This window comes from Paenibacillus eucommiae (assembly GCF_017874215.1).
Lineage (GTDB): Bacteria > Bacillota > Bacilli > Paenibacillales > NBRC-103111 > Paenibacillus_AI > Paenibacillus_AI eucommiae.
In genome coordinates, this window is record NZ_JAGGLB010000015.1 from 173,332 (window position 1) to 192,591 (window position 19,260).

At 47.0% G+C, this 19,260-nt stretch carries 19 protein-coding genes and 1 pseudogene; 1 reads left to right on the forward strand and 19 read right to left on the reverse strand.

What is annotated here, in order from left to right; translation table 11 throughout:
* Nucleotides 1-33 precede the first annotated feature (33 nt).
* A complete protein-coding gene (locus J2Z66_RS21580; RefSeq protein ID WP_209974223.1) occupies nucleotides 34-1,083 on the forward strand; it encodes a Na/Pi cotransporter family protein in 1,050 nt (349 codons plus the stop codon).
* Here J2Z66_RS21580 and deoC read toward each other — a convergent pair.
* From deoC to J2Z66_RS21670, 19 genes and pseudogenes are all read right to left on the reverse strand, one after another.
* Nucleotides 1,036-1,719, reverse strand: coding sequence for a deoxyribose-phosphate aldolase (deoC, locus tag J2Z66_RS21585; RefSeq protein ID WP_209974225.1), 684 nt, complete (start codon nucleotides 1,717-1,719; stop codon nucleotides 1,036-1,038). The genes J2Z66_RS21580 and deoC overlap by 48 nt on opposite strands.
* The gene (locus J2Z66_RS21590) at nucleotides 1,720-2,151 is read right to left on the reverse strand and encodes an NUDIX hydrolase (RefSeq protein WP_209974227.1); all 432 of its coding nucleotides are present in this window, start codon (nucleotides 2,149-2,151) and stop codon (nucleotides 1,720-1,722) included. It abuts the gene before it with no gap.
* 106 nt (nucleotides 2,152-2,257) lie between these two features.
* Nucleotides 2,258-3,586 carry a tRNA (N(6)-L-threonylcarbamoyladenosine(37)-C(2))-methylthiotransferase MtaB gene (gene mtaB / locus J2Z66_RS21595; RefSeq protein WP_209974229.1) on the reverse strand — a complete coding sequence of 443 codons (1,329 nt, stop codon included), beginning with the start codon at nucleotides 3,584-3,586 and terminating at the stop codon, nucleotides 2,258-2,260.
* Between the two features lie 5 nt (nucleotides 3,587-3,591).
* Entirely contained in the window at nucleotides 3,592-4,353 is a 762-nt protein-coding gene (locus tag J2Z66_RS21600; protein ID WP_209974231.1) for a 16S rRNA (uracil(1498)-N(3))-methyltransferase, read from the reverse strand.
* Nucleotides 4,354-4,461: 108 nt separating this feature from the next.
* Nucleotides 4,462-5,157, reverse strand: coding sequence for a site-2 protease family protein (locus tag J2Z66_RS21605; protein ID WP_209974233.1), 696 nt, complete (start codon nucleotides 5,155-5,157; stop codon nucleotides 4,462-4,464).
* Between the two features lie 10 nt (nucleotides 5,158-5,167).
* Nucleotides 5,168-6,142 carry a 50S ribosomal protein L11 methyltransferase gene (gene prmA / locus J2Z66_RS21610; protein ID WP_209974235.1) on the reverse strand — a complete coding sequence of 325 codons (975 nt, stop codon included), beginning with the start codon at nucleotides 6,140-6,142 and terminating at the stop codon, nucleotides 5,168-5,170.
* A 284-nt stretch (nucleotides 6,143-6,426) separates the two neighbouring features.
* Nucleotides 6,427-6,798: a hypothetical protein gene (locus J2Z66_RS21615; protein WP_209974237.1), complete on the reverse strand. Its 372-nt coding sequence runs from the start codon at nucleotides 6,796-6,798 to the stop codon at nucleotides 6,427-6,429.
* A gap of 13 nt (nucleotides 6,799-6,811) precedes the next feature.
* Entirely contained in the window at nucleotides 6,812-7,000 is a 189-nt protein-coding gene (locus J2Z66_RS21620; protein WP_209974239.1) for a YfhD family protein, read from the reverse strand.
* A gap of 101 nt (nucleotides 7,001-7,101) precedes the next feature.
* Nucleotides 7,102-7,548 (reverse strand): hypothetical protein, encoded by a 447-nt coding sequence (locus J2Z66_RS42840; RefSeq protein ID WP_245375720.1) that lies wholly within the window; start codon nucleotides 7,546-7,548, stop codon nucleotides 7,102-7,104.
* A gap of 252 nt (nucleotides 7,549-7,800) precedes the next feature.
* Nucleotides 7,801-7,965, reverse strand: a pseudogene (locus J2Z66_RS44130) (transposase family protein); the annotation flags it as partial.
* Nucleotides 7,966-8,414: 449 nt separating this feature from the next.
* Nucleotides 8,415-9,536 (reverse strand): molecular chaperone DnaJ, encoded by a 1,122-nt coding sequence (dnaJ, locus tag J2Z66_RS21630; protein ID WP_209974244.1) that lies wholly within the window; start codon nucleotides 9,534-9,536, stop codon nucleotides 8,415-8,417.
* A gap of 105 nt (nucleotides 9,537-9,641) precedes the next feature.
* Nucleotides 9,642-11,498, reverse strand: a complete 1,857-nt coding sequence (gene dnaK / locus J2Z66_RS21635) for a molecular chaperone DnaK (RefSeq protein WP_209974245.1) — start codon at nucleotides 11,496-11,498, stop codon at nucleotides 9,642-9,644.
* Between the two features lie 49 nt (nucleotides 11,499-11,547).
* Nucleotides 11,548-12,102, reverse strand: a complete 555-nt coding sequence (gene grpE / locus J2Z66_RS21640) for a nucleotide exchange factor GrpE (RefSeq protein WP_281068875.1) — start codon at nucleotides 12,100-12,102, stop codon at nucleotides 11,548-11,550.
* 156 nt (nucleotides 12,103-12,258) lie between these two features.
* A complete protein-coding gene (locus J2Z66_RS21645) occupies nucleotides 12,259-13,800 on the reverse strand; it encodes a TCP-1/cpn60 chaperonin family protein (protein WP_209974247.1) in 1,542 nt (513 codons plus the stop codon).
* A 42-nt stretch (nucleotides 13,801-13,842) separates the two neighbouring features.
* A complete protein-coding gene (hrcA, locus tag J2Z66_RS21650) occupies nucleotides 13,843-14,871 on the reverse strand; it encodes a heat-inducible transcriptional repressor HrcA (protein WP_209974250.1) in 1,029 nt (342 codons plus the stop codon).
* 107 nt (nucleotides 14,872-14,978) lie between these two features.
* Nucleotides 14,979-15,446 carry an N-acetyltransferase gene (locus J2Z66_RS21655; protein ID WP_209974252.1) on the reverse strand — a complete coding sequence of 156 codons (468 nt, stop codon included), beginning with the start codon at nucleotides 15,444-15,446 and terminating at the stop codon, nucleotides 14,979-14,981.
* Between the two features lie 189 nt (nucleotides 15,447-15,635).
* Entirely contained in the window at nucleotides 15,636-16,790 is a 1,155-nt protein-coding gene (gene hemW, locus J2Z66_RS21660) for a radical SAM family heme chaperone HemW (protein WP_209974254.1), read from the reverse strand.
* A gap of 95 nt (nucleotides 16,791-16,885) precedes the next feature.
* Nucleotides 16,886-18,700 carry a translation elongation factor 4 gene (lepA, locus tag J2Z66_RS21665; RefSeq protein WP_209974256.1) on the reverse strand — a complete coding sequence of 605 codons (1,815 nt, stop codon included), beginning with the start codon at nucleotides 18,698-18,700 and terminating at the stop codon, nucleotides 16,886-16,888.
* Nucleotides 18,701-18,834: 134 nt separating this feature from the next.
* Nucleotides 18,835-19,251, reverse strand: a complete 417-nt coding sequence (locus J2Z66_RS21670; RefSeq protein WP_209974259.1) for a DUF3679 domain-containing protein — start codon at nucleotides 19,249-19,251, stop codon at nucleotides 18,835-18,837.
* Between the last annotated feature and the right edge of the window lie 9 nt (nucleotides 19,252-19,260).

Here is a 19,260-nt window from a genome sequence, read left to right on the forward strand (position 1 = left end):
ATGAAAAAGGTTTGCGAAGGAGCTTCGCCATCTATGATAACTACGATCCTGATTCCTTTACTTGTAGGACTTGCCTTATTTCTCTTCGGGATGAAGCTGATGGAAAGCGCGCTTCATCTCCTGGCTGGCCCCTATCTGCACCTGTGGCTCGGCAGGTTCACCCAAACACCGCTGCGCGGCATGGTCACGGGCACTGCCTTAACAGCGCTGCTGCAAAGCAGCACAGCGATTACTGTCATCGCCATCGGCCTCGTCAACGCCGGTGTCCTGAGCTTTCCGCGCACGCTCGGAATTATCCTTGGCACGAACATCGGCACGTGCCTGACAACCGAGCTGATCGGCCTCTCCATCGGCGGCTTCGCGCTGCCGCTGCTGCTCGCCGCCGCCGGCGCATGGCTCGCCAGTTGGCTCGCGCAGCCGCGTCAGCGCCCTGCCCTGCCGGCGGAGCAGCCCCAACGCGGCGCCAGCGGGGCGCCGCAACATGCAGTGCCCGCCCCCGCAGAGGCGGTCCCAGGCTGGCTGCGCAGCGTCCGCTTCGGCTCGCTTGCGATTGCTGGCTTTGCTCTCGTGCTGCTGGGCATCGAGATCATGCAATCCATCGGGCCTGCCCTGCAGTCCCGCGGGCTCTTCACTTGGTTTGTCCACCAAGCGCAGCAAAGTCTGCTGTGGGGCGTCCTCGCCGGAGCGGCCATTACGGCGCTGGTGCACAGCAGCTCAGCCGTGATCGCGATGGCCATGGGCCTCGCAGCCGCACAGAGCATCCCCGTCGAGCTCGGTGTCGCGATCGTGATAGGCGCCAATGTTGGCACCTGTGTGACAGCAGTAATCGCCGGGCTGGGCGGCTCACGCGCAGGATCATACGTCGCGTGGTTCCACGTTCTCCTTAACGTTGGAGGCGCGCTGCTCTTCTATCCGTTCATCCATCAGCTCGCTCTGATATCGTCGATGCTGGCTGGCGAGGAAGCTTCGCAGATCGCAAGAGCGCAGACTATCTTCAATGTGTTGAGCTCACTACTTGCTTTGCCTTTGTGCTATCTAATAAGAACTAGAACTTTCAAGCCCGTTCATAATAGCAACCCCTGAGCTGGTACCAATCCGGTTAGCTCCAGCCTCAATCATGCGGATTGCGGTTTCGAGATCGCGCACCCCACCTGAAGCCTTGACGCCAAGTGAGGACGATACATGATGACGCATAAGTGCGATATCCTCGGCCGTAGCTCCACCCGGGCCGAAGCCGGTGGACGTTTTGACAAAATGCGCACCAGCTTCCTCCGCAATCCTGCATGCCGCTATTTTCTGGGCTTCATCCAAAAATCCCGTTTCTATAATCACTTTCACAATCGCTTTTCCATCAACAGCCTGCACCACTTGACGAATATCTGCTTTCACCGCCTCATGCTCACCTGCTAGCAAAAGCCCCACAGCTATCACCATATCAATCTCTTCAGCTCCCTGCTCGGCAGCCTTCAGAGCCTCAAAAGCCTTTACTTCACTCAAGCTTGCCCCTAGAGGAAAACCAACAACAGCAGCAATCTTCACATTACTGCCTTCCAACTGCTTGTGGCAGCGAGCCACCCATTGACTGTTCACACATACACTGTAAAAGCCATATTTCACCGCTTCTTCACACAGCTTGTCTATAGCTGAACCAGTCGCATCTGGCTTTAGAAGTGTATGATCCACATAAGCTGGCAGTCGCTGTACATCAAATGTGCTCATCTACTCCACCTCAAATCCTAATATTTGCAAGGCTTTACGCAGAACACTATCATTATTGTCATAGCCTGCTTGCTGCTGCTTTTGCCAGGCATCCAGCGGCTCCAGCCACTCTACTCCCCGTATTTCCTCTACCTGGGCTTGCAATTCTCCACTTATGGCCTCAACAAGGTAATAATGAACCTCTTTATCAATAATTTCGGAATTCGCGTTACTGTATTGGTACATGATCACTTCAAGCAGCTCACCCAAGCTGCCTGTAATACCGGTCTCTTCCCAGATTTCACGAAGTGCTGTTTGCCCTACAGTTTCCCCCGGCTCCATCTTTCCTTTAGCCAGCGTAATTTTACCATAACGATCCTGGATCATTTGGACCTGTAGAGCTCCATTCTCCTCACGCCGGAACACTACGCCTCCCGCTGAGATTTCTTTCATATCGCACGCCCCCTTCCTGTTTTTTTGTACTCCCTTATGCATACTTACCCTGAAAAAAAGATTTCACCCCTCTGTTTATCAGAAAGAATGAAATCCAATCCGTACCTTATACAAGCTGTACCGGCATTTCCACCTGCATACCGCGATTTTCGTTCACACCAGCTTCTGTCACCTTCACCCTGCATATTTGACCGATCTGGCTTCTTGCACCTTCAAAAACTAGTTGTAAATAATTATCCGAATATCCCATCAAAATGCCTCTATCTCCACTCCCTTTAAAATTGCCCTCAGGAATGACCTCCAGCACCTCGCCTACAAAACGCTTTGCATAAGTGAGCTGCATCCGCTCAGATAAATCGATCAACTGATGCACGCGCTCATTCTTAACTTCCTCATCGACCTGGTCCAGCATACGTGCCGCGGGTGTACCCGTTCTTTTGGAATAAGGAAATACGTGCATTTCAGAGAATTTCATTTGCTCCATAAAACGGAATCCATTACGGAACATTTCTTCCGTTTCGCCTGGAAACCCAACAATCACGTCCGTCGTAATAGCAACTCCAGGCATAATAGCATGAATTTTCTCTATTTTATTTGCGAATTCTGCGGTTGTATATTTCCTGCGCATCCGCGCCAGAACCTCATCATCACCCGCTTGGAGCGGAATATGAAGATGCCTGCACATTTTATCGGAAGCATTCAGAACCTCTAGCACCTCGTCCGTTATTTGACTGGCTTCAATGGAGCTGATGCGAATACGCTTCAAGCCTTCCACCTTATCCAAATCCCATAATAGGCGTGCCAGACTGTAATCCTCAATATCTTCACCATAACCACCTGTATGAATACCAGTAAGGACAATCTCCTGATACCCTGCCGCCACGAGGTTTTTAGCCTGATTAATTACACTTTCCGGATCACGGCTGCGCATCAGTCCACGCGACCATGGAATAATACAGAAGGTACAAAAATTGTTACAACCTTCCTGAATCTTCAAAAAAGCTCTTGTATGATCGGCAAAATCAGGCACATCCAACTCTTCGAACTGGCGCGTTTTCATAATATTGCGCACAGCATTAATCGGCTGCCGTTCCTGCTCGAACTGCTTGACAAGCGGAATGATCCGTTCTCTGTCCTGCGTTCCAATAACCATATCCACACCTGGAATGGCCATAATCTCCGCAGGTGAGGTTTGAGCGTAGCAGCCAGTAACAGCCACAATCGCATCGGGGTTTCTACGAATCGCCCGGCGTATCATCTGACGGCTCTTCTTATCACCGGTATTAGTAACGGTGCATGTATTAATAACATAAACATCAGCGGTCTGCTCAAAATCAACCTGCTCATAGCCTTCATTTTTGAATAGCTGCCAAATCGCTTCCGTATCATAAAAGTTCACTTTACATCCGAGTGTATGAAATCCTACTGTTGCCATTGCATTTATCCCCCCATCTCTCCGGTTTCATATAAAAGACATGTCAAGCCGACCATCGCAGCCGTCTCTGTCCGTAATATTCGTCGTCCCAAGGATACGGAAATGAAGCCCGCTTCTTCAGCCTGCCTGATCTCCTGCTCCGTAAAACCGCCTTCCGGTCCGACAGCTAACATAACTGTTCCAGCTGTTCCAGCTTTCCCAGCGGCAACTGCTTCACGAATAGCGGTTCTCAGCTGCTGCCCATCTTCCTTCTCGTAGCAAATCCAAGCTGCATCTGCTTGCTTACCTTGCGCAAGAAGCTGCTTCCAAGTAAGCACTGACTCAACACCTGGCACACGATTACGATGAGACTGCTCAGCAGCCTCCTTCGCTATCTTAGACCAACGCTCTGTGCGCTTCGCTTCTTTTTTGGCGTCGTACTGTACGACCGTTCTCTCTGATAAAAAAGGAAGAAACCGGGCTGCCCCGATCTCGGTCCCTTTTTGAATAACAATCTCCATCTTATCGCCCTTGGGTAAGCTCTGCGCAATCCATACCTTTACGGCAGGCTCTGCTGTCATCTCAAGCTCCTGTACAACAGAGGCCGTCACCGCTGTTTTATCCAGTGCTGTTAGACGAACCAGTACTTCCCGATCCACTCCATTGCTGCAAATAACCTCATCACCAACTTCAGCCCTCATGACCCTTGTCAAATGATGAACATCATCGCCCTCTATAGTCACGGTATTACCCTTAAATTGCTCGGGTCGAAGAAAATAACGCTGCATTCTATTAGCCTCACTATCATCAATTAAATCTATATAACAACAAAACATGCACACTAAATCATACACCTTTTACCGTCAAAAAGCTACTAAAAGCTAGCTTCCTCGAGACTAGAAAAACAATCTCCACTCAATAGCTGATCCGAAAATGGCTTTCATCGGGATGTTGAACAAATCCAGAATCGGATACCGTAAATTAAACAGCGGAACCAAAGTCACATTTCTAAGCGGCTCGATAAAAACAAACAATAAAATGATAAAGGAGGCCCATTGCTCATATTTCTGCAAACCAAGCGTCGCACGCAAGGGAAGCACATCCTGCAAAACCCGATAGCCATCAAGCGGCGGAATCGGCAGCAAATTGAACAGCAATAAAACAAGATTAATTGTAACCAAATAAAAGGTAAAAGCATTTATTGCGCTGGCGCTGCCAAGCGACATATGATTCAACCAATCATTGCTTTGAAATAAATAAATGAAAAAAACACCGATAAAAGCAAGGATAAGGTTACTGAACGGCCCAGCAACAGACACAATAATCCCCATCAGCCGAGGATTCTTGAAATTACCCCGATTCACCGGGACAGGCTTAGCCCAACCAAAGCCCACAAGAAGCAGCATAATCGAACCGAATATATCCAGATGAACCATCGGATTCAGCGTAACTCTTCCTGCATCATAGGCAGTTGAATCGCCCAGTTTGTAAGCACTATACGCATGAGCAAACTCATGCAGTGTAAACGAAATAATCAGAACAAGCACAATAAAGGGAAGGTAAGTCCAGTCCGCAAATAATAATCCGTTCAATAGTTTCCACCTACAGCTTTCTCGCAGTGATCACAACCCAGTCGGAATCATAGCTCTTGTCCACTATTGTGAATTGGGCTTCTAACAGCGCATTTTCCACAAGTGATTCCTTGCTTGTAATAATTCCTGAAGCTATATAAAAACCGCCTTGCTTTAATACGTCATAAACATCATTCACAAACTGCACAATAACTTCTGCTAAAATATTGGCTACTACAAGCTGTACCGGTAGAGTAACACCCAAATTTACATGTTCTTCAGATTCGCTAGCTTTTAACACCCCTAGCAGATCACTCAGTAAAACAGTCACCTTATGTTCCTGTCCGTTCAGTCTTACATTTTCAGCGGCACTGGAAATAGCTACAGGGTCTAAATCGACAGCAAGCACATGCCTGGCTCCCAGCTTCGATGCGGCTATAGTAAGAATCCCCGACCCAGTTCCCACATCAATCACATCATCCCCCTCTTGCACAAACCGTTCCAGCGTTTGCAAGCAAAGTGACGTAGTCGCATGAGTACCTGTACCAAAAGCCATACCTGGATCAAGCTCCAGTATAAGCTCTCCTGGTGAGGCGGTATACTCCTCCCAAGTTGGCTTGACAGTCAGCCTTTCAGAAATACGAATCGGTTTGAAATACTGCTTCCAGGCATTTGCCCAGTCTTCGTCGTCTACCTCATTCCATTCAAAGGAAGGGTTTCCTGTATCAATATCATAATCACTTAATTTCTCAACGGAAGCCTTCAGCTCAGCAAGAATTTCTTCCGTCCTGCTATCTTGCGAAAAATACCCCTTGATCACAGCTCTTCCTTCGGGAATATCATTTAATGGGAGCTCATACCACTGCCCTAAAGAAGTGTCCCTCTTCTTATTTAAAGTGCCGGACTCCTCTATCGATACACCCCCTGCTCCCAATTCATGAATAAAATTAGAAATCATTTCAATTGCTTCTTCAGTTGTATGTACAGTAATTTCATGCCAACGCATCGTATCTTCCTTCCTTTATCATTTGCCTAAGCAAACTCTTCTTAAACTCTATTTTTCACTATAATTACCCAATGCTTATTGTACTACACTTCGTCTTCCCGGTAAAACAAGCTGTCTAGTCAGATGCCTATCAAAGCCAGAAAAGCTAGTAACTGCGAGTAAGGATAGTAAAAAACCAATTAATCATATACAGATAAGTCAAAAATAAGCCCCGGAAACGGTTCCCCGCCCAAGGGCTGCCTTCTACCTTTTAGCCACCTTCTTGCTGGCTATTTTCCAGCTACCTAAGCTTCTCCGCCGCCTTCCCGAATCACGCGCAGAGCTTGCTCATAGTTATTCTCCTCTACTACTACAGTAAGCAAAATATTCTTTCCTGTAGCTCCACCGTTTCCTCCATCGCTCATCCCACTGGCAGCAGGATCCGCAGCCATCAAAATTCCAGCACTTGGGCTTGATACATCTGCACCTTGTGTAAGAACACCCAAACTTGATATCTCACCTGTAATTGGATTCATCACACTATCCACACCAGTTCCCGGATAGCGGCTAAACCGGTCAACCTTTACATCAATCACACGAAGGGACCTCAGCTTCGCAGCAATCGCTTCTGCCTGATCAGGGGCATGGAAGAATGCCAAAATATTTTTCTCAGCCATGTCTGCCCACCCCCTATTGCTCTTCCTGTCTGTTATCGGCCTCTTCCGCTCTTTCAAAAGCTTCGAGATCGTCATCATCTGCCAGCTCAGCTGAAAACTCCACATCTTCCTGCTTCACAATCGGGATATTTTGCTGTTCATAATGTCCAAGTTCTTCTTGCTGTTCATTTTTTTTCTGCAACTCATGCTGTTCGTTTGTCATCTGAATCCTCCTTGAAGTACTCGAAGTACCAACTATGCCTATTATTCTCTAAACGAATAAAATTATGCCCGGCCCTTCTCGCATCTCAATTTCAGATATACTTAAATAGGCTGCCAATACCTTAAAAAATAAGGAAACAGCAATACAGACGTACACGCATTCATCCATTTCAACACTACCTCATTGGAGCTAGCACTTCTCATCCCCTTGCGCGAGAACCTTTTCCGACAGAGCTCCCCCATTTCCTGGAGTCTCTTGGAAAACTTAGATACATCTCTCAGCTCCATTTTTCTAGTTATAGCTTCTATGGTTATCATCAGATCTGGTGCCTCAATCTTCCCGCGCTCTTCTTCAGCCTTACACCCATTATTTTCTAGCACGCGCATACATACGTCCACTTCTGCAATTGCAACTGCATCAGTTCCTGCTTCTGCTTCTCTATTAGTTCCTGCAACTATTCCTGCTTTTGTCCCTGTTTCTGCTCCTTCTATGTCTTTCGCTTTCTCTTCCATTTCTCTCCTCAGCACTATCTCTTCACCCTCCTTCACAAAGCTATTTCCCTGTTGGATCACTTTATGGCGGAAGTTTTTATGATCAAATTGTTTGTGCAGCACTAATTCCAGCTTATCTAACAATAATCGCGCTGTCCGGTAGTTTATCTGGAGTTCTTTCGCCAAAGAGGATGAGGTGTATTCATTCTCACCATCAACCAGAAGGTCGATAGCCTTAAACCAGACAAGCAAAGAAAGCTTTGATTTGTGCATGATCGTGCCCGCGGTCACAGAGAACTGGGTCCGACATTCTCGACATTCATATAGCTTACGTGTATTGATTTTATAGCAGCTCTCATGGTCGCAGCGTGGGCAGCAAAAGCCATCAGGCCAACGAAGCTTATATAGAAAAAGTTCACAATCCTCTTCATAAATAAAGGACTGTGGAAAATGCTCTAAAATTATAGCATCCATTCGTGCCCCACCCCATTCGAATTTGATTCAAACCGAAGATTCATACTTATATTCCCATTATATCAAACATATGTTCTCATTAAAAGAGTTTTTTTACTGAAAAAAATTCATTCCTTTAAGGGTTAACTTTTTAGTAATCGCTTTTCTGAACTAACTACAAAATCGGAAAAATCGATCAGATCCTCCATTACATAGCACTGGAAAAAGCTACTGTTTCTATTTAGAGCGTCGCTAAACGTGTAGATACCTCAGAAAAATTCAAAAACTTAGTTATTGTCCCCAATCCTTTTGCGCAATACAGTGGTTGTTCTCTTACCCACTCAGCCACGTAATTTAGCTGTAAATTAGATCAGTTAGATCAGTTAGATCAGTTCAAGCAAACTTAAAAAAACACACCCACAAGGGTGTGTTTAATGATACACAAACAGCTCTGCTTATTTGAAAAATGACTAGTCACCTAGAAATGCTTTTTTCATTCGTTCGAAAATGGATTGACTTTGCTCATGTGTGTTCTCACCATTTAGCTTTGAGAATTGGCGGAGTAAATCCTTTTGTTCATCTTTCAAATTGGTCGGCGTTACGATGACAACTTTCACGTGCTGGTCTCCTTGACCATAACCGCGAAGACGCGGTACCCCTTTTGACTTCAAGCGGAAATGTGTATCCGTCTGTGTGCCTGGCGGGATTTTCAGCTTAACCTTCTCTGTGAGTGTCGGAATTTCAATTTCATCACCAAGTGCAGCCTGCGTAAAAGTTAAAGGTACCTCGCAGTAAATATCGTCGCCTTCGCGCTCGAAAAATTCGTGAGCTTTGACGCGAATGACCACATAAAGGTCCCCTGCAGGTCCTCCCTTTGTGCCGCCCTCGCCCTCGCCGGATACGCGAAGCTGTGCCCCGTCGTCAACACCTGCGGGGATTTTAATGTGAATGGTACGCTGTTTTTTCACTTTGCCCGCACCATGACAGGTTGAGCATTTGTCTTTAATAATTTTCCCCTGGCCGTTACAAGCAGAACACACCCGGCGATTAACAATTCGGCCGAATGCCGTATTTTGAATAACTTCCTGCTGTCCACTTCCCTGGCAGACGGAACAAGTTTCTGGTTTAGTACCAGATTTTGCTCCAGACCCATCACAAGTATCACAAGTTTCGGTGCGCGGAATATGGATATCCATTTCTTTTCCAAATACAGCTTCTTTGAATTCAATCGTCATTGTATACTGCAAATCGTTGCCCCGCTGAGGTGCGTTCGGGTTTCGCCTGCCGCCCCCATTGCCACCGAAAAACATATCGAACAAATCGCCGAAGCCGCCGAAATCCGCGCCGCCCCCACCGCCGCCCATGCCCTGATTAGGATCTACATGGCCAAACCGGTCATACTGCGCTTTTTTCTGATCATCACTCAGAACGTCATAAGCCTCTTTGGCCTCTTTGAACTTAGACTCAGCGTCAGCAGCTTTATTCACGTCCGGATGGTATTGCCGGGCAAGACTCCGATAAGCCTTCTTGATCTCATCCTGGGATGCTTGCTTCCCTAACCCCAGCACCTCATAATAATCGCGTTTGCTCATTGTCCCACTCCCATGTCCAAAACTGCAAAGGTAAAGTCAAAGCCATAAGATTCCTCTTAAGCTTTGACTTTACCAACCTATTTTACTTCTATCAGAATGATAAGCTTACTTCTTAGGTTCGTCAACCACTTCGTAATCGGCGTCTACTACATTGTCTTTCGCTTTTCCGCCGTCTCCAGGGTTGTTCCCGCCATCTGAACCATCAGCACCTTGAGCTTCTTCCGCTTGAGCAGCCTGCTCATAAAGCTTCACAGAAAGCTGTTGAATAATTTCAGTCAGCTCATCTGTAGCGGTTTTAATTGTCTCCAGATCGTCACCTTCAAGCGCAGCTTTCACTTTCTCTTTAGCTGCTTCCGCTATATCGATTTCGCCCTGATCAACTTTATCTCCAAGATCCTTGATTGTTTTGTCAACGGAATATACGAGCTGATCCGCTTGGTTGCGAGCTTCTACAAGCTCTTTACGCTTGCGGTCTTCCTCAGCGTGTACTTCCGCATCCTTCATCATTTGATCAATCTCAGCATCACTTAAGCCGCTTGAGGATGTGATCGTAATTTTTTGACTTTTACCTGTTCCTTTATCAAGCGCCGATACGTTCACAATACCGTTGGCATCAATATCAAAAGTAACTTCGATTTGCGGAATTCCGCGTGGAGCCGGAGGAATCTCACCCAGCATAAAGCGGCCAAGAGTTTTATTATCATTAGCCATCGAGCGCTCACCTTGCAGCACGTGAATCTCAACGCTGGTTTGGCTGTCGGCGTAAGTTGTGTAAACTTGGGATTTGCTTGTAGGTATAGTCGTGTTGCGTTCGATCATTTTGGTGAACACGCCACCTGCTGTTTCGATACCCAGGGACAATGGTGTTACGTCAAGAAGTACAACGTCTTTTACTTCACCAGTCAAGACACCTGCTTGAACGGCAGCACCAAGCGCTACAACTTCATCAGGGTTAACGCCTTTGTGCGGATCTTTACCGATCAGCTTTTTAATGGACTCGACGACTGCAGGAATACGAGTAGATCCACCGACGAGCACGACTCTGTCGATTTGGTTGGCTGAAAGACCGGAATCACTAATCGCTTGACGGGTAGGTCCTAATGTTCTTTCTACCAATTTCTCGGAAATTTCTTCGAATTTAGCACGAGTCAGACTCAGCTCCAAATGCTGTGGAACCCCATCTAAAACAGTAATAAATGGTAAGGATACAGTAGTTGTAAGTACACTGGAAAGCTCTTTTTTGGCTTTTTCTGCGGCATCCTTCAAACGTTGAACGGCAGATTTATCTTTGCTCAGGTCAATACCCTGCTCTTTTTTGAATTCAGCTACTAAATAGTCTATGATCACTTGGTCAAAATCGTCACCACCCAGGCGATTGTCACCGCTGGTTGCTTTTACCTCAAAAAATCCATCGCCAAGCTCAAGAATCGAGACGTCGAATGTACCACCACCAAGGTCATAAACGAGAATCGTTTGATCCTCAGTTTTTTCCAAGCCGTAAGCTAGAGCTGCTGCCGTTGGCTCGTTGACAATACGTAGCACTTCAAGACCAGCAATTTTACCTGCGTCCTTAGTAGCTTGACGTTGACTGTCATTGAAATAAGCTGGAACTGTAATAACCGCTTGTGTAACGGTTGAGCCCAAGTAAGCCTCTGCATCTGCTTTCAGCTTTTGTAAGATGATGGCAGAAATTTCTTGTGGTGTATAGTCAGTATCATCGATTTTCACTTTATGGTTCGTTCCCATATAGCGCTTGATCGAGCTGATAGTTTTGTCTGGATTCGTAATAGCCTGTCTTTTGGCAGTTTCACCAACCACACGCTCTCCGTCTTTCTTAAAACCAACTACGGATGGAGTAGTGCGGTTTCCTTCTGCGTTAGGAATAACTACAGCTTCTCCGCCTTCCATTACCGCTACGCATGAGTTTGTAGTACCTAAGTCAATACCAATTACTTTACTCATAAGATAATAATCCTCCTTTGGTATGGTTCCCCATTAACATTTTATACTTTTATACACTAACTTTAACCATTGCTGCTCTAACTACCTTATCTTTCAGCATGTATCCCTTTTGGACTTCTTCGACAACGATACCTTCTTCATACTCTTCGGATTCAACCTGCATAATTGCCTGATGATACTCCGGGTTAAAAGGCTGACCAACCGCATCGATTGGTGTTACGCCCTCCTGAACCAGCATTTGCTCTAACTGACGAAAGATTATGTCCAAGCCTTTCACTACAGCTTCGTAATCCTTCGTATCCTTACTTGATGAAAGAGCGCGATCGAAGTTATCGACTACCGGAAGAAGCTGTTCGATCAGTTTAAGTGAAGCGTATTTAGCAAACTCTTCCTTCTCCTGTCTTGCACGACGACGAAAGTTATCAAAATCCGCTTGAGTACGCAGATAACGTTGGTTATTTTCCTCAGCCTGCTTGCGCAGCTCTTCGAGCTGGCTATCCTCAATCACTACAGACTCTGCTTCATTCAGTAGCTCTTCAGCTTGATTGGCTTCAGCCTCGTGATGTTGTTTGCTCATTTCTTCAGCTGTTTGTGTACCATTCAAATCCTGTTCTGCGGTAAATTTTTCTCCAGAACTCAATTTCCTTCACCTCCTTATAAGCTCTCAGTATGTTCTTTAAGTATAAATTTTCTAAAGTATAACTTTCTAAGGTATAACTTTCTGTGTATAACTTATCATTAGTGCTAAGCTTGCCCATATTTAGCCTTCTTCAAAAGGCTGCTTCATCTTGATCACAGTATGAATTCTCAGCACGGCCGCGGCTACTTCGCCTGCAGCCCTGAGCGCGTGAATTTTGACATCCGTAGGGTCCAGGATGCCAGCATGGAGAAAATCCATTACCTTCCCTGTATCACAGTCGATGCCAATGGCATCGGTATCCCGGGAAAGCTGCGCAGCTTTCAGCTCTTCAACCTTCTCAAGCGGATTGTAGCCCGCATTGACAACGATTTGCGAGAGCGGCTTGCGCAGCGCCTGAGCGACCGCCGCAACACCGAAGCCTTCCATTCCCGTGAGCTTCTCACGGTGCCGATCCAGCTCATGGGCCACCGCCATTTCGACCGAGCCGCCTCCGGGCAAGTAGCCGCCTCGGATGGCGGCCTGGACGGCAGAAGCAGCGTCCATCGCAATTCTCGAGCGCTCGCCGACAACCTCACGGGTAGCGGCACCAACAATGATCGTCACATGCTGCTGTCCTTGCCCGCGTGAAACTCTCACGCGCTCCAGCCGCTCATCATATGCCGCATAGCCGGCATGACCCAGTGACGCTTCCAGCTCGTCAACATTTTTCTTCAGTGCGGTGCGCCGCAGCGGTCTGGCTCCGGTATATTCCGCCAACAATTCCATGTCCTTGCGGGAAACCCGCTGAACAATCAGAATACCATGATCTGAACAAAATTGCTCAGCCTCCGGATCAACACCCCGGTCCACAGCTATCAGACCAATCTGAAGCTTCAGCAGCTTATCAAAGTCATTGCGGAACTGTTCTCTAAGCAGCATATGACGCTGAAAACCAGATTCCGTTACTAACGCTTCTTCACTAACCGTTTCCGGTTCAAATGCATCCTGCAGCACCAAAACCCTGGTTTCGCGAGCGCTTTTATCCATACGCAAATTCATTGGCTTTTGATTCACAAATACACCTGGCCAAACTTCACTATCCGCTTCGTCATGAGACAGCACACAATCCGAGAATCGGTAGCCTTCTTCTCTAAGCTTGGACTCTCCAAGCTGTGAGGCAGCCGATACAATCAGATCGGCAATATCCTCCTGCTCGCGTCCAGCCGTAAAAGCGATCCGGCTAAGCTTCGGATCATCGAGCCCATGAATCGTTCTGCTGCGGGAACGCAAGCTTCGGACTGCAAGCTCGATTCCCTCCTGCATGCCGCTCACGACCTTCGCTACAGGAACGCCCCGCGTAACCTGCGCTACGCCTTCGGAGACCAGCGCACCGGCCAGCACCGTTGCCGTAGTAGTACCGTCACCGATCTGGCGCTGCTGGGATCTGGCCACCTGAATAAGCAGCCTCGCGGCAGGATGCGTAACGTCCATTTTTTCCAAAATAGTGACGCCATCATTGGTTATTATAACCTCGCCGCGGGCGCCTACCAGCATCGTGTCCAGACCCTTGGGTCCAAGGGTTCCTTCTACAGCCGAACAGATCGCGCGAATTGCCGATGCGTTATTGACCAGCGTGGAGTATCGTTCCTCTCCTTCGCCGTTTCCTTGCCCTGCTCCACTCATCGGTTAAACACCTTCTTTGTTTACATATGTCGAATAAGGTAGTTATTTGCCATACCAGCGACTTAAGGAAACCTCCAGATGCTTGGACATTACATTTAATAAATGGATGACCCGGGCATATTCCATTCGGGTTGGCCCTATGATGCCTATCGTTCCTATTGGGCTTCCGCCTATAGAATAGGATGCGGTTATCAAGCTGCAATTCGCTATCGCTGCAATGCTGTTTTCTGCGCCGATTTTCACATCAACACCCTCTATAGAAGGGGCGAACAGTTTCACTAGCGTAGGTGTTTCATCAAGAAGATCTAATATATTCTTGATTTTGTCTACATCCTTGAATTCCGGCTGAATTAACATGTTTGTCATGCCACTAAGAAAAATCCGGTCTTTCTCGTCATTTTGCAGGACACTTTCCACGACGGAAACAAATTCTTCATACCCGCTGACATACTTGCTAAGCTCCACAGAAATCTCATTGTACAGCTTGCTCTTGAACTGCAGCAGTGGTACATCCTTTAACCGGGCATTGAGAATATTGACAATTTTCTCGATTTCCGACATCGGTATTCCTTCGGGAATCGTCACTGTCTTATTTTCTACATGTCCTGTGTTAGTTACAATAATCGCCACTGCCGTCTTATCGTCCAGCGGAAGAATCTGCAGATGCTTAAGCGTCGTACTGAACACTTCCGGACCGAGAACAACAGACGTATAATTGGTAAGACTTGAAAGCATCCCTGCGACATGCTGGATGACTTCTTCCATCTCCTGAATTTTCTGGGCAAAAGACAGCTTCATCGTATCCAGCTCATGACCATCCAGCTGGCCCTGCTGAAGCAGATGATCGACATAATAGCGATACCCTTTATGTGAGGGAATCCGGCCAGCTGAGGTGTGCGGTTGCTCCAAAAAACCCATTTCCTCCAAATCAGACATTTCGTTACGAATCGTTGCAGGACTAAAGCCCACATTACCTCGTTTGGAAATGCTGCGGGAACCTACGGGCTCAGCAGAACGAACATAGTCATCTATTATGGCGCTAAGAATCATGCGCTGACGTTCCGACAACATATAGAAAACCTCCTCGCAAATCCATAGCTGCTGTGTCGTTAGCACTCTTATTTGACGAGTGCTAAAGCATACTACAAAAATAACAGACCCAAAGGCCTGTTGTCAAGTCAATCCAAGCGTTTCAGCACGGCAATTTCGTCACAGCAATACTGCTTCTTGCAGTGTATGCAATCTTTCCAAACCTTCTCGGGAAAAATCTCCTTCGGCACCAGGGTAAAGCCGTTCTTCAAGAAAAAGGCAACCTCATAGGTTAACGCCATAATTTTAACTATATTCATGCTGCGCGCCTGTCCCTCGAGGAAAGCAACGAGCTTGCCGCCGATCCCTTGTCCCTTATAGCCCTCTGAAATGCCTAGAGAGCGAATCTCCACTAAATCCGGCCCAAGTCGGGTCAAGGACCCGCAGCCAACTAACACTTCATCCAGCTCCGCTACCACAAAAGTATCGATCTGTTGATGAAGCGTCTCAATCGATCTCGGAAGCATAATTCCCTGCTGTGCATACCCTTGTATAATATGATAAAGCTTCTCTACGTCCTCTGAGGAAGCCTTTCTGACGGTTACTGTTGCTTTCATCTAATAATCCCACCATTCCACCTGCAAAAGTGCATATTCATGACCATATAAATGCAAAAATACATAAAACCCACCTGGGCGACTTCACGGGATATCCGCTCCGCACAAATGGATTTATGTATAAATATACAACACCACGTATAATTGCACAAGCACTTTTTTACCAGGATTGGACAAGAAGAACATGTTTCACAGATCAATAAAAGCGCCAAACACTTCATTGCCCAGCAATATCCCCTTTTGAGATAAACAGTAGCCTGCAATTGTTCGTTCCAACAGCTCACTTTGCAGCAGCTTCTCCAGTATCGGACCAAAAACAGCTTCTATAGTAATTCCGAACTGAGCGTTGAAATCCGCTTGACTGACACCTTCCAATAGGCGGAGTCCAACCATCATGAAGTCTTCCATAGCTTCTTTCTCCGAAACCTCAAAACGCTCCAATATCGGCAAACCACTTTTCGTTGCCTCTATATAAGGTCCAACACCCTTAACATTAACATGGCGATTACGGTTCATATAGCCGTGAGCCCCTGCACCTAATCCATAATAGGAACGATTTTTCCAGTACATCGAATTGTGCTTGCTTTCATAACCGGGCTTGGCGAAATTACTAATTTCATATTGTCCATATCCCGCAGCTTCAAGATGCTTCATAATCATCACGTACATCTCCACCTCTTCCTCTTCGGAAGGCAGCGGGAGCTGATTTTTTTGAAATAAATTGTGAAACAGCGTATTCTCTTCAACCTTCAGACCATATATGGAATAATGCTTTAAATCAAGGGCAAGTGCCGCATCCAGCGTCGACCTCATCATCTCCACGGTTTGCTTCGGCAGACCGAACATAAGATCAATCGAAAGATTGCTAAAGCCGATCTTCCTGGCGTTCTCAATGCTGCGGTAAACGTCATCCGTATTGTGAATGCGCCCAATAGCGGCCAGCAGCCCATTATCGAAGGACTGGACACCAAAGCTGATGCGGTTAATGCCCCCCGCTTTCATCGCAGCAAGCTTATCTTCATCCGTAGTCCCCGGATTAGCCTCCATCGTAAATTCCAGCTGTGGATTGGCGAGTGGGAAATAAGTATTCACAAGCTTTAAAAAGTGCTCCATCTGATCCGGTAAAAGCACAGTTGGCGTCCCGCCGCCTACGAATATCGTCTCAATACCTACAGGAGGGTGCTCCTTGACTGTAAGCTCCATCTCTCTTTCGAGAGCATCCAGATAATCCATAACGGGCTGGCCCTTGAGCACATAGGAGTTGAAATCGCAGTAATGACATTTATTCGTGCAAAAAGGGATATGGATATACACGGCTTTCGCGGCCGCTGTGGTTACAATCATAAGTCACATTCCTTTCTCTGGAAGGCTGGCGATGCAAAGAAGCCCCGCTGCAGATCCGTCTGTCAGCCAGGCTTCTTTGGGGAACCGCGTATCCGTTATTCGTCGATTTTCAATACGGCCATGAAAGCTTCCTGCGGCACTTCCACACTACCGACCTGCTTCATGCGCTTCTTCCCTTCCTTCTGCTTCTCCAGCAGCTTTCTTTTCCGGGAAATATCACCGCCATAGCATTTGGCTAGCACGTTCTTGCGCATCGCTCTAACCGTTTCGCGGGCAACAATTTTTTGACCGACCGCTGCTTGAATCGGAACCTCGAACATCTGCCGCGGAATTAAATCCTTGAGCTTGTCGCAAATGATTTTGCCGCGATTATAGGCTCCGTCTTTGTGGACAATAAAGGAAAGCGCATCTACCTGCTCATTGTTCAGCAAAATATCCATTTTGACGAGATTCGATTTCTTGTAGTTGGAAATTTCGTAATCAAAAGAAGCATAGCCTTTGGTCCTGGATTTCAACATATCGAAGAAATCGTAGACGATTTCCGATAGCGGCAGCTCATAGCTGAGCGTGACCCGGTTCGTATCCAAATATTCCATATTGATGAACTCGCCCCGTTTGCCTTGGCAAAGCTCCATAATTGTTCCTACATAATCATTTGGCACTATTACTTTAGCTGTTACATAAGGCTCTTCTACAAAATCTATACGCTGCTGCTCCGGATAATGGGAAGGGTTATCAATATCTATAACCTCGCCATTAGTAAGTGTAATGCGGTAAATTACGCTAGGGGCAGTAGTAATCAGCGGAATATTAAACTCCCGTTCAATCCGTTCCTGAATAATCTCCATATGAAGAAGTCCCAGGAAGCCGCAGCGGAAGCCAAAACCGAGCGCAGAAGAAGTCTCTGGTTCATAACGCAGTGATGCATCGTTAAGCTCTAATTTATCAAGAGCGTCGCGCAAATCGTTATAATCTGTTGATTCAATTGGATATAGTCCGCAGAATACCATCGGGTTAATTTTGCGGTAGCCAGGCAACGCTTCAGGAGCTGGATTTACAGCATCCGTTACGGTATCCCCTACCCGCGTGTCCCCGACCGTCTTAATGCCTGCGACGACAAATCCAACATCTCCTACATTCAATTCATCAACAATCGTCATACGCGGCTTGAATGCGCCAACCTCAATGACCTCAAAGTATTTACCCGTAGCCATCATCTTGATTTTTGTGCCTGATTTCATCTTGCCATCCACTACGCGCACATAGACAATAACACCCTTGTAGGGATCATAATGCGAATCGAAGATCAGAGCCTTTAACGGTTGATCCGGGTCCCCTGTAGGAGCTGGCACCTTCTCGCAAACCTGCTCCAGAATCTCCTTAATACCGATGCCTGATTTGGCCGAAGCGAGCACCGCTTCACTGGCATCAAGCCCAATTACATCTTCAATTTCCTGCTTCACCCGCTCGGGATCTGCGCTTGGTAAATCGATTTTATTAATGACTGGTAATATTTCCAAATTGTTTTCAAGCGCCAAATAGACGTTTGCGAGCGTCTGCGCTTCAATTCCCTGCGCCGCATCTACGACAAGCAGTGCGCCTTCGCAAGCAGCCAAGCTGCGTGATACTTCATAAGTGAAATCGACGTGTCCCGGCGTATCGATCAGGTTGAGAATATAATCCTCACCATTATCAGCGCGGTACGCCAGCCGGACAGCCTGCAGCTTAATCGTAATGCCCCGCTCCCGCTCCAGATCCATCTGGTCGAGCACCTGCACCTGCATTTCCCTTGAGGAAAGCGCTCCGGTATATTCCAAAATGCGGTCGGCCAGGGTTGATTTCCCGTGGTCGATATGAGCAATAATGGAAAAGTTACGTATTTTCTTTTGTCTGGCTCGAATGTCCGTCATGCTAAACGCTAACCCCCACCTACATGCAAATAATTTTCATTATAACAGTTGTGGGGATTGGCTTCAATGTTGATTGCATGTTATTTGCATGTCGCCTGCAGCAAAGCCTCTATTTGGCCTCTATTTCGTCCCCTTTATCCCTTACCCAGAACGGCATCAAAGATCGAAATAAACCACTTAATGCCGTGGTGCGCCATGATTTGCAGCAGCTCTCCCAGCTTGTTTCCTACCAGATTCAAGGAACGGTCACCTTTCCCGCCCGAATCTTTACTGGACTGAGCATCTTGCTTGGCCGCCTTGTCAGCTTTAGCTTGGGCATTAGCTTGGGCTTCAGCCTTCTTTTTAGCATCTGCTTCGGATTTGGCTTTGGATTGAGCTTTCGTTTTAGAGCCGGCATCAAGATCAGACTTAGACGAAGCCGCGTCAAACGATCCGACAGGAAGAGGTCCCTGAATCCGCTCCATACCTGTTGTGGCCAAACTCACTCCAAAAAAAATACAGAATAAGAACAGCAGCCCAAACCCGATAATTTTCAAATAAAAATGAGCCATCCAGCTTCC

Bases quoted from the DNA above. Each gene is read 5' to 3' on its own strand.
- J2Z66_RS21580 (WP_209974223.1), top strand. From the start codon at position 34: ATGATAACTACGATCCTGATTCCTTTACTTGTAGGACTTGCCTTATTT.
- deoC (WP_209974225.1), bottom strand. From the start codon at position 1,719: ATGAGCACATTTGATGTACAGCGACTGCCAGCTTATGTGGATCATACA.
- J2Z66_RS21590 (WP_209974227.1), bottom strand. From the start codon at position 2,151: ATGAAAGAAATCTCAGCGGGAGGCGTAGTGTTCCGGCGTGAGGAGAAT.
- mtaB (WP_209974229.1), bottom strand. From the start codon at position 3,586: ATGGCAACAGTAGGATTTCATACACTCGGATGTAAAGTGAACTTTTAT.
- J2Z66_RS21600 (WP_209974231.1), bottom strand. From the start codon at position 4,353: ATGCAGCGTTATTTTCTTCGACCCGAGCAATTTAAGGGTAATACCGTG.
- prmA (WP_209974235.1), bottom strand. From the start codon at position 6,142: ATGCGTTGGCATGAAATTACTGTACATACAACTGAAGAAGCAATTGAA.
- J2Z66_RS21615 (WP_209974237.1), bottom strand. From the start codon at position 6,798: ATGGCTGAGAAAAATATTTTGGCATTCTTCCATGCCCCTGATCAGGCA.
- J2Z66_RS21620 (WP_209974239.1), bottom strand. From the start codon at position 7,000: ATGACAAACGAACAGCATGAGTTGCAGAAAAAAAATGAACAGCAAGAA.
- dnaJ (WP_209974244.1), bottom strand. From the start codon at position 9,536: ATGAGCAAACGCGATTATTATGAGGTGCTGGGGTTAGGGAAGCAAGCA.
- dnaK (WP_209974245.1), bottom strand. From the start codon at position 11,498: ATGAGTAAAGTAATTGGTATTGACTTAGGTACTACAAACTCATGCGTA.
- J2Z66_RS21645 (WP_209974247.1), bottom strand. From the start codon at position 13,800: ATGAGTGGAGCAGGGCAAGGAAACGGCGAAGGAGAGGAACGATACTCC.
- hrcA (WP_209974250.1), bottom strand. From the start codon at position 14,871: ATGTTGTCGGAACGTCAGCGCATGATTCTTAGCGCCATAATAGATGAC.
- J2Z66_RS21655 (WP_209974252.1), bottom strand. From the start codon at position 15,446: ATGAAAGCAACAGTAACCGTCAGAAAGGCTTCCTCAGAGGACGTAGAG.
- hemW (WP_209974254.1), bottom strand. From the start codon at position 16,790: ATGATTGTAACCACAGCGGCCGCGAAAGCCGTGTATATCCATATCCCT.
- lepA (WP_209974256.1), bottom strand. From the start codon at position 18,700: ATGACGGACATTCGAGCCAGACAAAAGAAAATACGTAACTTTTCCATT.
- J2Z66_RS21670 (WP_209974259.1), bottom strand. From the start codon at position 19,251: ATGGCTCATTTTTATTTGAAAATTATCGGGTTTGGGCTGCTGTTCTTA.